The organism is Pseudomonas sp. EB271-G4-1, from assembly GCF_058791355.1.
Map to the genome: position 1 here is coordinate 72,895 of NZ_JBYTEO010000010.1, position 15,853 is coordinate 88,747.

Below are 15,853 nucleotides of genomic sequence, written 5' to 3' on the forward strand. Positions count from 1 at the left end.
GGCCTACAGTTTTCCCATGAGAACCGTCATCATCACCAACTGCACCAATCGAAAACGTCTCGACGGCCTGCCGCCGGTGGTGCTGAACGACGAGTGTTATTCATCGATTGCAGCCATGGCAAAGGCGTGGAAGGGGCAAATAGACGAACGTCCCACCACTCTGATGGCATCTTCACTTTACGTGGGCAGAAGCGTTTCTGACGCGAGGCGCGTAGCAACGAAGTTGGACGCGAAGCTAATGTTTGCGTCGACCGGCTTAGGGTTGATTGAAGGCGATCAGAGATGTCCACCGTACAACCTGACGGTGGCTCAGGATCCGAATTCTATCATCCCACGTCTCGAAAAGTTGGGTGTGTGTGCATCAGATTGGTGGGAAGCCGTGAATGTCACCCAATCAAAGGGAAGCGCCCTAGCGCACCTCGTCAGCCAACCCGACGTCGGCTTGGTGCTCATTGCCCTCTCTTCAAACTATGTCCAGTTGATAGGCGAAGACCTTGGAAAAATCAGGGACACGCAGATCGACAAGCTCAGAATATTCACTTCGCGCCCAGGCATCGAGATGCTTCCCAGCCATTTACGACGCATCGCGATGCCTTATGACGAACGCCTTGAAACCTCAACACTACCAGGCACTCGCAACGATTTCCCTCAGAGAGCCCTGCGTCATTTCATTGAGATTCTTGAACTGTCGAGTGCTCCTGCTGAGATCGCTCGAAAGAGCGTCAGCGCGGCAATGGATCTTTTATCCCTAGCAAAAACGACCATCCGGCGGCGCGCATCGGACAGTGAAATTGCCTACATGCTTGAGTGTGTGTGGGCTGACTACCAAGGCAGTTCCACCCGATTGTTACGCTACTTAAGGGACGACGCCCTGGTGTCGTGCGAGCAATCGCGCTTTCGGAGGATCTGGCAGGACATCAAAGGTCAAGACAGCATAGAGAGCAAAGCATGACGAGCGAAGATGCGATTGTGGTGCGTGCACTGCGCACCACGCAAGGCGACAACCTTGATGTGTATGCATTATTCATCAGGGGATCTGACCTGGTCCGAATTGCCGACATCAGCCGCCTGTCGCGCGAAGACAGCAGTCCCCTCAAGGGTTTTCAGCGCCCCGAAATTAAGAGTCATGTCAAAGGGATCACTGAGTACCTCAATCAGGGAAACGTACTTTTTCCCAATGCAATTATCTTAGCGCTGTCGCCTGACCTTCGTTTTGTTGCAGCACGCGGAAGCAAGCCGACAGGCGACGCAGGGCTTTCGCAAGCGGGTACGCTGACGATCCCTCTCAGGGAGGAAGGAATGAGGTCTGCCTGGATTGTGGACGGGCAACAGCGCTCATTGGCGTTGGCGAAAGCGGCCAATTCGGATCTTCCTGTGCCAGTGATCGGTTTTGTATCCGACAGCCTGACCACCCAGCGCGAGCAATTTATTTTGGTCAACAAGGCCAAACCCTTGCCCACACGACTGATTAACGAACTACTGCCGGAGACAGGCAGCATCCTTTTGCCCCGCGAACTGAGTGCTCGCAAGGCACCAGCTGAGTTGTGCGGGCTTCTTAGCCGCGATCCCAACTCCCCTTTCCACAAACTCATAAAGCGGTCGTCCGAGCAAAATAGCAAAGCAGTGATCACTGACACCGCTGTAATAACGATGATCCGCAATAGCATCAGTAATCCGTTGGGGGCGTTGGCTCCCTACACCTCCAGCACCGACGGTGCGGCGAACGTTGAGTCCATGTACAACCTACTGACGACCTTCTGGCGAGCAGTGCGTGATACGTTTCCAGAGGCGTGGGCACTTGAATCCAAGAGCAGTCGACTCATGCACTCAGCGGGGATCATCGCCATGGGAGTGCTTATGGATCGGATCTACGCCAAAATTGGTGGTCAGCGCGAAACCTACGAAGCCGTGCTGCAAGAACTGGCCAGAGTAGCCCCTTACTGCGCATGGACAACAGGCCAGTGGCCGATGATTAATGTCCAGTGGAATGAAATCCAAAGCACCCCTCAAGATATCAAGGCGCTGCAAGAAACCTTGATCCGCCTCTATATGACCAGCGCTCACCAATGAAATTTTTATACGCCGACACCCAAGACTACGTAGACCCGGATTACGATTTCATCAACGATCGAAATGCGCCGGGCCGGAAGAGATACTGGGATGACCAGTATGCGCACGAAATGATGACCCCCGTCCCTTATGATGGGCTTTTGGTCTCGATGAGCGCAGTGCGACCTGCAAATGGCGTCGCTAATTCAAAGGTTCGGTACTCGACTTCCGAGCAGCAGCGCTTCCTCAGAGAAGGCGCGCGCAAATTTCTACGACTCGATGGCATTCAGTTCAAAGATACGATGGTCCTAGGGGACTGCGGGGCTTTTGCCTATGTAGAGCACCCTACCCCTGCGTATAGCCCAAGCGAAGTAGTGGAGTTCTACTCGGATGCGGGATTCACCCATGGCTGCTCGCCGGACCACATCATATTCAACTGTGACTCCAGCAATCCGCCAGCGCTGAGCCAGTCGGAGGATGTGCTGTTTCGGTATGAAATCACGCTCAAAAATGCGCAAGAGTTTCTGCGTTTAGTGAAGGAGGCGGAGTGGCCCTTCGAACCCCTGGGCGCGGTGCAGGGTTGGTCTCCTCAAAGCATGGCGAACGCAGCAAAACAACTCGAAGACATGGGTTATCGCTACTTGGCGATCGGAGGTCTAGTACCTTTGAAAGTCGATCAAATCCATGAGGTTCTGAAAGAGCTTCGAGCGGTCCTTAAGCCCGAGACAAATATTCATTTGCTGGGTTTTGCTAAAGCTGAGAACATCCATGAATTCACCGGATATGGCATTACCAGTTTTGACTCAACCTCTCCCCTTATACGCGCATTTAAAGATGCGAAGTGTAATTACTACATGGGCAACAATACAAGCAAACTGGACTACTACACAGCTATTCGCATTCCTCAGGCGATTGAAAATCCACGCCTGATGCAAGGAATAAAAAAAGGCACTCTGAGCGCAGAAGAGTTACAAATCAAAGAAAAAGCAGCGTTGCTAGCAATCCGCGACTACGATAAAAACCTGCTCGACTTTGATTCAACTTTAGCCGTGCTAGTAGACTATCTCCGACTGACTCTTTCCGGCTCAATATCGTCATCATTAGAAATGGAAAAAGAAATCGCCAAGCACGTCCGACTAATCTCACCCACGCTGAGAGATAAACCGTGGCAAAAATGCCAATGTTCGATTTGTCAGTCAGCGGGCATCGAAACTATTATCTTTCGAGCCAGCAATCGAAACAAAAGACGCGGATTTCATAACTTAGGCGTGTACCACCGCCATCTTCAGAAAACTCTGGAACTTTCGAAACAATGATCTATCGATTTAAGGGTGTGCGCGCCCAACAGGCCTCCGGGCATGATGTATTTTCATTTGCGGCCACTCCAAATGAAATTTTAGATTTTTCTGAAATTGAGAGAGTCGGCCGCAATGAAGAAGGTCAACTCAAAGGTTTTCAGCGCCATCAAGTCGCGTCGCACATCAGAGATATTCGTGACTATCTTCAGCGCGACGATGCATTGCTTCCTAACGCAATTATCTTGGCCTTTCTGGATGGGGTAACGATTCAGGACCTTGGCGAGGGTATCGTAGAAATCATTATTGATGCTACCGAATCCAAGCCAGGCTTTGTAGTCGATGGACAACAACGACTCAGCGCCCTTGCGACGATGGAAAAACCTGGATTCCAAGTATTCGTATCGGCATTGATTTGTAAAGACTACAACGAACTGCGACAGCAGTTTGTGCTCGTCAACAATACGCGACCGCTGCCAAAAGCGCTGATCTATGAACTTTTACCGACTGTTGACGGCCTGCCAGAACGGTTCACCAGTCGTAAATTTGCAGCTCGCATTATTGATTTGTTGAATTTTCTGCCTAACTCCTCTCTATTTGGCGAAATCAAACAACATACGAACCCTAGAGGAGTACTAAGCGACATGGCGATGCAGAAGTTCGTGATGAACTCTGCGAATGATGGCGCGATTCGTAGCTTCATGAAGTTTGATGACTTTGAGGGGCGCAGCATCGAACTTATCAATAACTTCTTCCATGCAGTGCGTGTAGTTTTCAAATCGGAATGGGAAGGATTAGCGCCCAGGAATTCACGTTTGAAGCACGGGGCGGGCCTGGTTTCTTTGAGCTTCGTTATGGAGTTGCTTTACTCCGATCAAGGCACAACCAGCAAGGAAGGCTTTATCAAAGGTCTAAATCTTTTGAAACCTCATACGGCATGGACAAGTGGCGACTGGCACATTTCTGAAACCGACCGCCGCCCCTGGAATGGTATCCAGAACACGCCCACTGATATCGGATTACTCACTAAGTATCTGACCGAAAAACTCAAGCAAGAACTGAAACGGCGCTAAATCAGACCCAGTCCCGAGGATCGCAGCATGCATAACAAAGCCTTAGTTTTATTTTCAGGCGGACAAGACTCCACCACCTGCCTTGCTTGGGCGCTGGAACGTTACGAGCACGTCGAGACCATTGGCTTCGACTATGGTCAAAGACATCGAATCGAACTCGAATGTCGGCTGAATATCCTGCAGGAGATACGTAACAGATTTCCGAACTGGGCCAAGCGACTCGGCGAGGACCACGTACTCGATCTCAAATTACTCGGCCAGATCAGCGATACGGCGATGACCGCTGAGAAAACCATAGAGTTTGAAAAGAATGGACTTCCCAATACGTTTGTTCCCGGGAGAAATCTGCTGTTCTTGACGTTCGCAGCCACGATTGCCTACCGACGGGACCTCACAGTGCTGGTCGGGGGAATGTGCGAAACCGACTACTCAGGCTACCCAGACTGCCGGGACAACACCCTCAAAGCCACCCAGGTGGCCTTGAGCCTCGGGATGGACGTTCCAGTGATAATTGAAACGCCCTTGATGTGGCTCAACAAAGCGCAGACCTGGCGTTTGGCGGATGATCTAGGTAATCGAGATTTTGTCAGCCTGATCCAAGAAGAGTCCCACACCTGCTACCTCGGGACCCGACAGCAGAAACATGAATGGGGCTACGGGTGTGGAACGTGCCCAGCTTGCGAACTGCGCAAAACTGGATATGAGCAGTACATTCAAGAACGAGATTGATGATGGTTCAGCGGTGGCGGATCAGTGCATTCGCCACCTATTTGAATCAGATGAGTAAACAAAATGACTTACAGCATCAAAGAAATGTTTTACACCCTTCAAGGGGAAGGCAACCAAGCGGGTCGACCCGCGGTATTCTGCCGATTTTCTGGATGTAACCTCTGGTCGGGGCGAGAACAGGACAGGGCTAGCGCGATCTGCACTTTCTGCGACACCGACTTTGTGGGAACAGATGGTGACGGTGGGGATAAATTCAAAAATGCTGAAGCTCTCGCTCGTGCCATTGATTCATTTTGGCCTATTTCCCATCAAGATCATAAGTACGTGGTATTGACTGGAGGAGAACCCTTGCTTCAAGTCGACGAAGCATTAATAGTCGCGCTACATAAAATGGACTTCACCATTGCCATAGAGACCAATGGAACTATCACCCCTCCCACTGGCATAGACTGGATCTGTGTAAGCCCAAAATCTAGCGCACAACTAAAAATAACTAAAGGCGACGAATTAAAGCTCGTATTTCCTCAACTGGATTCAATGCCAGATAATTTTGAGCATCTAGACTTCAAATACCTATACCTACAACCAATGGATAATATGAACACTCAATCAAATATTGAGGCAGCTATAATCTACTGCAAAAGCAACCCTAAGTGGCGCTTAGGGATACAACAACACAAAATACTAAAAATACCTTAACCCACCACCAACCTCACAAATCATTAAGATTATCGAAAGACCATCATACAAAAAAAACACTAAATATACCAGTAGCCAGAGCCCAACAACTCACATCCACCTAGGCTTGCTCGACATGAAAACAGAACAAAAAATAGGATACACATCGCGCAAACCAAGTATAGTTTTTATATCAGACCAAAAAAATCGCTAAACTTTCGCATTTATTATCGAAGATTATAAATCCAACTTTACATTTACTCACCAGCATTAAGGTAAAGAGGATTCCCTTTACGCCAATCAAATTCGGCACCGCGATTGGCTAAAACTTGCCTTTTTAGTTCACGTATACCGTGACTAATGATATCCCTGCCTGCAGAGGTATCTAAACTTTTCATCATCCACTCCTCCTGCCAAAACTCCACAGGTATAGAGCCTATTAGCTTCCTTGCAGCCGCCCCTGCCTGCTGAGCGTCCTGAGACATGATATTCTCATCAGAAAATACTGGATCAAACTCCTTGACCAAAAACTCGACAACCATTTCTGTGATTCGTTGCATTACCGGTTTTTTTGTCAGATTTTTGAAATTTTCTATATTTGAATAGTTTACACCACAGTATGAAAATATTTCCTTCCAGATAGCAGTCATGACCGTTATAGCGTTAGCATCATCAGCTTTCGCCTCTAAAAACCCGCCCTTAATTGCCTTCAAACCATTTTCAATAGCCGATGGTGAAATAACAGATTTTTTATCGGCATGCCTATTATTAACCCAATCGACCATTTTATAAAACGGACTCTCAGGGTCCTCATTCATTACATCAACAAGCGTGGCGAATTTTGGAGCAGTGATTGAGGCTTGAGTAAGTCTGATACGCAAACCTTCCTCAACTTCAGCAAAATTTGTGATCAACGCCTTTAAATTATCCGTTGGGACTTTATGAGACTTATTATTAATTGTTATAAATTGAAATGCCCTCTCAAACTGAGAAAGCGACGGAAACAAACAAACCGGCACCCAAATATCCTGATCTGCCTCAGCCATACCTTTCAAACGGTGCTGCCCATCAATAATAAAAGAAGATTGCTGGACAGAGTTAGAGAACATTATATCAACGACACCATCAACCACGTCACCCATGTAATAAGACGATTGAACACTAGACAACTCCTCTATCGACGAGCAACGATGTAGCCCCTCATCGAAAGCAATCGTTACACTTGTAGGAATTACATTGCGATTTGATGCCTTGAAGAACTTACCCACTTGCTTCCATCTAGACTCGATCAAAGCTCTCTGAACGTTGCCACGATCAAGCCGAATATCATCTGCTTGCGCCCACTGCACCACATCTTTTGCTCTCGCAACAAAAACGATGAAATCAATTTGCGAATTATCATGCTGGCGAACTAAAAATCCTTTATAGTTATGCACTAAGAATTACTCCATTTCGAGAAAAATTTTCATTACACAGTAAACATATTAGCATCATATTAAAAAAATGGTAAGGCTGAGATTCTTCGCGCCTTATAAGAACCAAGCTATCATTATCTAAATCATGAAAATTTACATCGCAAAGCGAACATTTTCCACGCTGACACCAAACTAACGAAAATCGTTGTTCCCTGGATACTGCTGAACTGATATTTTCAGTGTTTGAGGTATGCGTCATCACCTGCTCCACCGGCATATCTGAAAAAGTCAAGAAGTGTTTTTTGAATTGATTACATTCATTACAACTGGCTGCTAAGTTCGACCTATCTCTACTTCCACCGCGGGATCGATTCCAAACGTGCTCAATCTCAAAAGTTCTTTTTTGTCGAATTTTTTCAATATGCTTATCAGTATGGGAACCATATGGCCTATTCTTATAATGCAAATCTTTACCGCAAAGGTAACAACGATGACCTTTTATTGTAGCAAATTTACGAATGGATCTGATCTGACCTTTGGTTGGCATTGCTTCGTTCCTGACAACCCTTTTTGCAATACGCTCTAGATACCATACAATCCGGTGCCGCACTTTTTCATCAATATCCAACAGAGCATCTACAGAATCACTCAACGCCTCAGCAACGGCCTCTTCATCCCAAGAACTCTTGAGATAAACATTAAAAACATATACAGCACCAATAACCAACCTTGAAAACACATAATTAACAAATCTTTCATGCAGCACATCCTTGAGTGCTTGTTCGCGCAACGAACCAGTTTCTATCGAAAATGGTACATTTAGCCTTACAAACCCCCAAAGGTCCCCAGCCCAATCCTCACTCCTAGACGCCTCTTCATCTATAATGGGATACGTTTTTTTTAAGCTAATGCGTCCTACCATTTCATTAATATCCTCACCTCTAATCCCTCACAGTTTAAAAATCTATCGACCCTAAGTTCCCTTAATCAGAAAAGCCCTGTAACATGCGTTAATAACACAGCATCGCACCACCAAACAATGAAACACTATTAATTATATTTTGTATATACGCACTGCAATAACCACACTTAAAAACAACACTTAAACCAACCTGACAAAAACTCTACTCACGACAAAGTAGACCTGCAAGAAGAACATCCTCATGCCTGCACTGCCGTGATGCTCACGCTTCGCAAAATCGCAGTATTCACGACCAGTATTTTCTGTACAGAAACCTTTAAACATTATCGCTTCATCCCAATCGCTCCAACTCTTCCAAAACGCAACTCAATATGCTTGCACTTCCCTTTCCCATTGGAAGCAGAGTTTGCACGTCGCCGCGTGCTTCCTTTGCCGCGTAATAAGCTTGATGCTTACTGCTCCTCCAGGCAAAAACGAAGATATCGGCGACTTCCGCCAGATGTTTTAGCTTGTCGGTTGCCACCATGTCGGCATTGACCTCTACACGTGCCCGCGGCAAGAGCTTTCGCAAAAACTCTCTTGCGCGCTGCCCTGCGGACTCAGTCAGGGTATAGATGCCGATTAATCCATTAAAGTCCGCACGTACGGCTGTTTCTGTGCGCCCCTCTTCCTTATAGGGGAAAACCTCCAGCAAATTGTCGCAACCGTAATCTTTTGCCAGCAAGGACAGGATTGCATGTTGAGCCGGATTGAGACGATGATAGTGGGTACGAACTAACTCCACCACTGCCATGAAAAGACGTAGTCGCGATTCCTTGTCTGGGGAGCCATGCAAGGCCAGCATTTCGGCTGCATTGAGCGCCCAGTCGATGTTTCCGGGCGCATTGTTAGCGGTAACTATCTCAGCGTAGGCATCGATTGCTTCGACGTAATCTTCCTTCGTTGAACCAAGGCTGACCAACGCCTGAATAAGGATAGAGGACAACTCCAGTTCATTGGCCGACACCACCCCATTCCATGCGACGATGCGGATCAGCATAGTGTAGAGCGGTATAAAGCCACGCACTGGTTTTGCCTGGCGATCAACGAAGAACTCCACAAGGGCAGCAAAGGAGTCGCGAAACACTTGTTCCGCTTCACCGCTGGCATTGCCGATTTCCTCTGCCAACTGGCGGCAAACCGCCGGATTAGATGCGTATTCCTCAGCAATCCAATTCGTGAGCGCGCTCTCCAAAATCTGTAGCGGAGGACGCTCGTAATGACCGGCTACGACATAGCGAGCCCAAGACAGCCAACTATTTCCAGGCCACCTTTGCGGCGCCACGGGAGGGGTTGCTGGCACTGACTGCAACTGTTGTAGTCGGCTCATGTCGCGTTTTGTCCAAGTTACCCGCACGGCCTCGGGTGCATTACCCACCGCTTCGAGCACCCGCCGAGTGGTTTCAATATCCTCTAGTTCCACTGCGCAACGCAGCATGGCACTGTACGTCCAAGCGCTAGGGAAGGATTCAAACGACAACTGTAGCGCCAACTCATAGTCGTCATCAGCTAAGGCCTGACGTGCCAATTCAAAGACATCGGAACGCAACGATGGGGCAGACACCAAACGGCTGGACCAATACTCGATCAGTTCTGGCCCGGCTTGAGCCGGATAAGCGGCAGCAATCGCCCCGCAACGCGCCATATTCGGTTCGTCCTGCACAAGTTCATAAAGCAGGAAGGCCTTCAGTACATTAGGTTGACGAACACCTTTCCGTTCCTTAAACAGCGGGCCGAAGTGACGCGCGATGTCATTTCGAAAAACTGTCAGGATGGCTTCGACGTTCGGGTCATCCTCGATGGCTGCGATATAAGTTGCATAAAGCGCCTCGACCAAGTCGGTGATGGTCTGAGCGGGTAAAGACAGACCTAGAACAGACTTGATCAGCGAGTAATCGTGCGCCAGTTGATGCTGGCGACCGAGACCGGCCAACATGCGAATATCCAAATACTTGTGCTGTTCAACATCAATACGGCCGCTGGCAACCAATTCGTGGCGTAACCGTTGAGCATCTGCCTCGTTACCGGCCAGTAGCGCCCGATCAAACTCAGCACGTATCTTGCCGAACGGACGTTGGGTGCGGTCAGGGATGTCTGGGCGGCGGCGCAGCAAACTAAGATACAACTGCAAGGATTGTGTAACATCGCTGCGCGCTGCCGCATTCACTGGCCGCAAGCAGAATACGAAACGGCCAAAGCGTTTCTGCAAGGCACACTCGATTTCGTCGCCACAATCGACCTGCAGTGGTTGGCCATGGAAATCGCTGTAACTTGGGCCAACAACAGCTGTCAACTCCTGCACCAATGCAACTGCCGATGCCTCATTGCTAGCCATTGCATACCAATGAGACGGCCCATCAGCATCGAATACCGGCAGCACAATAGGCGATTGGTAGTCTTGAGTAACAAAAGTTGCGATCCACGGGTTTACCTGCTCCAGCCATGCCGCCGGCGCGCTACCACCGACAATGGCTTCCCAGTGCAGGGCATTGCGCCCAAAGAAAAAACGCCCTAGCCAGGACTTTTCCTGAGAGGGCAAGACGTCAATCATGCAGCCTCCCTGTAGCGGGCGAATTCAAGGCGGGTTCGACCAAGATCGTGCTGATCGAGCGAAAACTCGACCCATTCGTCATTGATCATCATGCCGTTGTAGGTCAGGTTCATTGAACCCATCAACAGGCAACGCGTGAGCAGGATGCCCTTGGTATGCAATTGGCCGTGGATGTGCATCGCGAGTTGATCTTCCAGACTATGCTCATGAGTCAAATCGGCGATCCGGGTACGGAAGGCATCGTTGCTGGCTTCGCTCCGGGTGACGATATGCACTTTTGTACCGTAATTCATCAGAGTCACAAGGACATCGGCGAGGCGGATCTCTCGCCTCCCCCATTCGGGATTGAGGGCATCAAAGCTACCGGACCGATTGTCGATCAAGACAACATTGCTGATCCAAGGAGAAACGATCCAAATGTCGTGGCCGGGTTGCAACACTTCGGCCACGAACATAGTCTGCAATAACTCCTGGATCGTGGTGACGCCAGTGGTTTGCGTCTTGAAAATGCGCCGATGGAGAATATTCATTGCACTGCCTCGACGAGTTCAATATCAGCTTCGATCATTGATTGGGTTTGGCGGATGCCCTGTAGGCGGGCATAAGCGCGCAAGTAGCCGGATTCGACCGGATTGGTTACCAGTGCATTGAGCGCGGAAGCTAGGCGAGCACGTTCGGTTTCCGGGCAGGTCAACGTAACTTGGCGGCCGGCGTTGAGTTGCTCGGCAGATCGCAGCAACCAGTCACGGTCCAGCAGCGAAATGCAAACACGGTCGTCGCCGATGGTTTCCACCACCAAGAGGCGCTCGATCAAAGGCAATTCACTGAAGGGATTTCTTATCTTCAGTGCGGACTGGCGAATCGCCCGACCGCGGGGCCATAAGAGGCCATAGATAGCGCCAATGCGCCAGGCCGCGCGGTCGTTGCCTGGAGGGGAGCCGATATCGGACACAATACGATCGATATCGTCCGATTGGCTTAGGTAATAACTCATAACGCGCAGATCGACCTCTATGCCGATACGCGCCTCCTCACTCTGCCAATGATCAAGCACACGGGAAAGGTAGAGATCCGTCGCCGCGCCCGATCCCGGTCGCAGAACACGGTTACCAAGCGCCACTAAAAAGCCGTGGAAGGGGGAAAAACCTTCCTGCAACAACTTCCGACGTAAGCGTTGAAAAGACTGTGTCATTTCTTCCTGGCTGGCGGCGGCACGGAATTGGCGCGCCAGTGAGGCGCTTTCCGAATCTCCGTTACCATTGTCCTCGGCTAGCACGGTGACCATTTGTTTGAGTTGATGGTCGATCAACTCAAACTCGCCCATGCTCAGATTGGCGCGTACGGTAGCGAAGAAGCGCCGCGGGTCTTCCGCGTAGCGCCGCATAAATTCCTCGATCAGTCCGTTGCCCCCTGGACTACGCTCGGTAAACCACGCCTCCACCACTTCTGAGTCAAAGCCGACGGCTTGGCCGGGGAGTGCCGGGCCGCGTTCTAAGTCGACCGTCAGGTCTTCCGGATCGATGCTCGGGCATAGGTCGGTAATCGAACGTAGAAGTGCTGCAGCAAGCGTGGAATGGTAGACCCCACGTAGCCACAGTTCCCAGCCGGAATCGATTGGCTCCCAAAGCATGGCGCCAAACTCGTGCAATTCCGCAATCACGATGGGATCGCGCAGACAGGCATCCAGTTCCTGGCGTAACTTTTCTGGACTGCCCACCGTCTCGTCGCCGCCCTGCACCTCCACCACTTGCGACTGAAATAACAGGCCCAGCACATCTGGAAGCGAGATCGATGCCTGACCCTGTCGAATAGAAGCGTCGGCCTCGGCCAAGCCGATCTGTCGGTGCATCGCTTCATAGGTCATGGCAGACAGGTAAATCTGTGCTATCCACTCGCGCATGAAGGGGCTCGCAATCATGGCTAATCGCTCACCGCGCCAAGCAAGGTCAATGAACCGAGCGCTGCGTACTGCGCGCCACTTCGCTTCGTCGCCCAGAATCTGGCGTAGGTGTAAATCGGGGGGGATATCGATCTGGAACACCATACCGTCGGCGGCAAATTGCGCTCCCAGCCCCACCGCTTGGTTCTCACGTTGAAACACCGTGTCGGTCCGCACCTTCTCCGCGCCAACACCAATCTCCGCCGAAGCGCCCACCGCGAAGCGTCGAATCTCTACTGAAGCATGGCGCGAGTGCGTAAAAAAGCCGATACGGGTGACAATCTCTGCCCACCGACTGCCTGCGGGCGGCGTCAGCCAGCCCGGTTCGATGGTGGCGACGATTTGGCTATGCCATTCCAAGGAGGCATTCGACGAGTCTTTAACTGCCGCCGGGGGGGATTGCGGTACCAGGCGTACCGGGCGGTAAACTGGCAGAGCTACCGTTTCACCGCCCCGGCGTACCAGATACTCCCCTAGCAGCACGTGGTTACCGATGGCATCGACATCGAGGCCCAAGACATCGCTGCAGATGCCCGATCCGCTTTGGAAGTCCGGCGACGGTGCGATCCAGTGGCGCTCAGTACGATAGCGCACGCCATAGCGCCGGCTGACGCGACCGGGCGCGAACTCGCGCAGTGCGGCGAACACTGACATAACAGATGCATTGGAAGGACTTGCCGAGTGCGACTCTGGCAGATCGATGGCGACCTCGGCTAAATTGAGGTCAGCGAAAAGAGAACCCGGAATAAAGTCCGGTAACGGAGTGTTGAAGGCTTTGTAATCCTCCTGCGGGTTACCGTCTGCACTCCAGTGGCTCGCTAGACGCCGGAGCGCGGTCGGCAGCACAGTTGTCAGCAACGGTCGCGGGTACTCCCACAGTATTGCCGACAACTCCTCGTCAGACAGGCGCAGCGCACGGCGCAAATAGTCGGAGAGACGCCGGCTACCTGCTTCGGTTTCAAGAATACTACGCAGTTCACGTATTAGGCGCTGACGACGCTGCGCATTGAGCTTGTCGCCACCGCTCAGGTCGCTCCAAACGCTACCTGCAGGACCGTCCTGCAGTCGCAATGCCAGATAATCTATGGTGGCATACACTGCTTGCATTCGGGTGATGTAACGGTTCGCCAAGGGCAATGTACGAACAGGCAGTTCCGGATCGAACAGCAAATCGTAACTCTGGTAAGCAGCGCGATCGCGACCATAATCAGACAGCACGACCGCCGTCCAGGGCCGCATGCCGCGGGTGCGGCCGCCGCGGCCCTTACGCTGCAGAAAGCCCGCGATTCCGCGCGGCGCCTTGTGCTGGATTACTGCACCAACGACCGGATCGTCGAAACCCACTTCCAGGACGGCAGTGGCGACAATAACTTCCGCGCTGGCGTCAACACCACGATCCTGGGAGCTAACACGCTTGATCACTAAACGGTGCTTGAGGCCCATATGCAAGTCTTGGCAGAAGCGCCAGTCTTGCCCGTTGGCATAGCGGAAGAGAGAGGAGCCGGCCTCGCGCAGCACTGCCAAACCGCCGTCAGGTGCATTGCGCATGTCAGGGTCACCATAGCTATTGCGTCCTTCAGCACTGAGCAAGTCGAAATACAAACGATTGATCACATCTAGGTTATCGGTGAAGACGAAGGTGCGCTGGCCAAAAACGCCGCGACTGACCGACTGTGCCGGCTGCGCGGCTTTTGGATCGAGGCAGCGCTGCAGCACCATGGCAGTCTGAATGGTTGTGGACAGCAATGCCGTGCGCGAGACCGGATCGCCGCGCAGGGCAATCATATACTCGGCACCTTCGGATTCGATCTCGTCAGCACGCGGTGACACTTCATCTACAAGGTTCGTGCGACAACCTGTTAGCGCCGCAAAGAACTGTGAAGCTTCGCGCAAGGTCGCCGACAAGCCGACGAAGCGCAACGATTGATCGAGTAGTCGCTGCCAGCGCCGCATTAGATATGCGACTTGCGCACCGTGCTTACCTTCGTAAGTATGCACTTCATCCATCAACACCAGTTCCGGCGCATGCAGCGCCCTGGGGCCAACGCCGAAAAGATGCATCATCGAGTTGTCCGAGAGGCGTTGGTTCAGCATCTCGGTGGTGGTGAATAGGATGTCTGGTACGGAGTTCTTGAGCGACTCCCGGGTGAGCGGAAACACACTGCCGTCTAACACTGCTTCGCAAACAGCGCACACCAAACGTTCGCGTCCCTCCTTTCGATCCTTGTGCAACCAACGCAACTCACCGCCACAGTCGAGACAGGCAAGAGTCGGACAGACCTGATCATTGCCTATTTTTGCCCACTCACAGAACTGTGCGGAAAACGGGGTATCGCCATAGAGCGCACCAACGCGAATCGACACCTGATCCTTTTGCGGTAAACCGGCTTGGAGGCTTCGGGTGCGCTGCAAGACTTCGCGCAACTGATCTTTTAGCAGCTCGGTGCGGGGATACAAGGCGACCGCCTTGACCCAACGCTCGGCTTTGCCTTCTGCCAGCACATGGCGGTATATCGATGCTAGCGCCGGTATGTAAAAGGCAAGCGTCTTACCACTGCCAGTACCCGCGCAAACGATGGTCGCCAAGTCCTTCCCAGTTTCGATCGCGCGCAAAATGCGCTGGGCAGCGCGTACCTGGAAGCCGGACAGACGGACAGTGCGATCGGGGGGCGTTAGCAGCGCTTTTACAGCCGCTAGCAGCGCGGGACTCGAGGAGGCCTCACCTATCATGGCCAACGCTTGGTCGACGGAGATGTCTCGCGCCGGATAACGACGACGACGACGCAGAAAACGGAAGTCGGCAACTAAGCTAGGGGCCTGCTGCCATCCACTTGAACCTGAGTGTTTCGGGAACAACTGCCGCAAGCGCTGCAGTAAGCGCACGGTTTCCGCCATGCGTGATCGGTAACCGATTGCGCCACCACTCCTGGGCACCTCGACAATCCATTTGCGTAGTCGTAGTTCCTCCAGGACATCCTCAGCAGAGAAAAAGTCTTCGATACCATCATCGATGGCTTCGTCGATCAGGGGATTGAACAAGTCGCTGAGTTCTTCTTGACTGAAGACACCATCGACGATGCCCCAAACCAGCAACCTTGCTTCACGCTCTTCGATGCAATCCAGTACCGAGGCAAGAAAACGTTCGCGTGCTTCCAAGATGACT

At 51.5% G+C, this 15,853-nt stretch carries 11 protein-coding genes; 6 read left to right on the plus strand and 5 right to left on the minus strand.

What is annotated here, in order from left to right; all coding sequences use genetic code 11:
- Window positions 1–16 precede the first annotated feature (16 nt).
- The 6 genes from AC3WWR_RS07585 (at window position 17) to queE (ending at window position 5,845) form a co-directional block, all read left to right on the plus strand.
- Entirely contained in the window at window positions 17–952 is a 936-nt protein-coding gene (locus AC3WWR_RS07585) for a hypothetical protein (RefSeq protein ID WP_131657995.1), read from the plus strand.
- Window positions 949–2,070, plus strand: a complete 1,122-nt coding sequence (dbpB, locus tag AC3WWR_RS07590; protein ID WP_492598593.1) for a DGQHR domain-containing protein DpdB — start codon at window positions 949–951, stop codon at window positions 2,068–2,070. The genes AC3WWR_RS07585 and dbpB (AC3WWR_RS07590) overlap by 4 nt, the downstream gene beginning before the upstream one ends.
- Window positions 2,067–3,365, plus strand: a complete 1,299-nt coding sequence (dpdA, locus tag AC3WWR_RS07595; protein ID WP_492598594.1) for a tRNA-guanine transglycosylase DpdA — start codon at window positions 2,067–2,069, stop codon at window positions 3,363–3,365. Before dbpB (AC3WWR_RS07590) ends, dpdA begins: the two co-directional genes overlap by 4 nt.
- Window positions 3,362–4,417, plus strand: coding sequence for a DGQHR domain-containing protein DpdB (dbpB, locus tag AC3WWR_RS07600; RefSeq protein WP_492598595.1), 1,056 nt, complete (start codon window positions 3,362–3,364; stop codon window positions 4,415–4,417). The genes dpdA and dbpB (AC3WWR_RS07600) overlap by 4 nt, the downstream gene beginning before the upstream one ends.
- Before the next feature lie 27 nt (window positions 4,418–4,444).
- Window positions 4,445–5,146 (plus strand): 7-cyano-7-deazaguanine synthase QueC, encoded by a 702-nt coding sequence (queC, locus tag AC3WWR_RS07605; RefSeq protein ID WP_492598596.1) that lies wholly within the window; start codon window positions 4,445–4,447, stop codon window positions 5,144–5,146.
- 63 nt (window positions 5,147–5,209) lie between these two features.
- On the plus strand, window positions 5,210–5,845 hold the full coding sequence (queE, locus tag AC3WWR_RS07610; protein ID WP_492598597.1) for a 7-carboxy-7-deazaguanine synthase: 636 nt from the start codon (window positions 5,210–5,212) through the stop codon (window positions 5,843–5,845).
- A 236-nt stretch (window positions 5,846–6,081) separates the two neighbouring features.
- Here queE and AC3WWR_RS07615 read toward each other — a convergent pair whose 3' ends face one another.
- From AC3WWR_RS07615 to dpdJ, 5 genes are all read right to left on the minus strand, one after another.
- Entirely contained in the window at window positions 6,082–7,260 is a 1,179-nt protein-coding gene (locus AC3WWR_RS07615) for a DGQHR domain-containing protein (RefSeq protein WP_492598598.1), read from the minus strand.
- Window positions 7,253–8,161 (minus strand): HNH endonuclease, encoded by a 909-nt coding sequence (locus AC3WWR_RS07620; RefSeq protein WP_492598599.1) that lies wholly within the window; start codon window positions 8,159–8,161, stop codon window positions 7,253–7,255. The genes AC3WWR_RS07615 and AC3WWR_RS07620 overlap by 8 nt, the downstream gene beginning before the upstream one ends.
- 331 nt (window positions 8,162–8,492) lie before the next feature.
- Window positions 8,493–10,751: a protein DpdD gene (gene dpdD / locus AC3WWR_RS07625; protein ID WP_492598600.1), complete on the minus strand. Its 2,259-nt coding sequence runs from the start codon at window positions 10,749–10,751 to the stop codon at window positions 8,493–8,495.
- Entirely contained in the window at window positions 10,748–11,281 is a 534-nt protein-coding gene (gene dpdK, locus AC3WWR_RS07630) for a phospholipase D-like domain-containing protein DpdK (protein ID WP_492598601.1), read from the minus strand. The genes dpdD and dpdK overlap by 4 nt, the downstream gene beginning before the upstream one ends.
- On the minus strand, window positions 11,278–15,846 hold the full coding sequence (gene dpdJ, locus AC3WWR_RS07635; RefSeq protein WP_492598602.1) for a protein DpdJ: 4,569 nt from the start codon (window positions 15,844–15,846) through the stop codon (window positions 11,278–11,280). Before dpdJ ends, dpdK begins: the two co-directional genes overlap by 4 nt.
- Window positions 15,847–15,853: the final 7 nt, after the last annotated feature.

Excerpts from the sequence above, each read along its gene's own strand:
- dpdK (WP_492598601.1), bottom strand. The coding sequence starts at position 11,281 with ATGAATATTCTCCATCGGCGCATTTTCAAGACGCAAACCACTGGCGTC.
- dbpB (WP_492598595.1), top strand. The coding sequence starts at position 3,362 with ATGATCTATCGATTTAAGGGTGTGCGCGCCCAACAGGCCTCCGGGCAT.
- queE (WP_492598597.1), top strand. The coding sequence starts at position 5,210 with ATGACTTACAGCATCAAAGAAATGTTTTACACCCTTCAAGGGGAAGGC.
- dpdA (WP_492598594.1), top strand. The coding sequence starts at position 2,067 with ATGAAATTTTTATACGCCGACACCCAAGACTACGTAGACCCGGATTAC.
- dbpB (WP_492598593.1), top strand. The coding sequence starts at position 949 with ATGACGAGCGAAGATGCGATTGTGGTGCGTGCACTGCGCACCACGCAA.
- dpdD (WP_492598600.1), bottom strand. The coding sequence starts at position 10,751 with ATGATTGACGTCTTGCCCTCTCAGGAAAAGTCCTGGCTAGGGCGTTTT.
- queC (WP_492598596.1), top strand. The coding sequence starts at position 4,445 with ATGCATAACAAAGCCTTAGTTTTATTTTCAGGCGGACAAGACTCCACC.
- AC3WWR_RS07620 (WP_492598599.1), bottom strand. The coding sequence starts at position 8,161 with ATGGTAGGACGCATTAGCTTAAAAAAAACGTATCCCATTATAGATGAA.
- AC3WWR_RS07585 (WP_131657995.1), top strand. The coding sequence starts at position 17 with ATGAGAACCGTCATCATCACCAACTGCACCAATCGAAAACGTCTCGAC.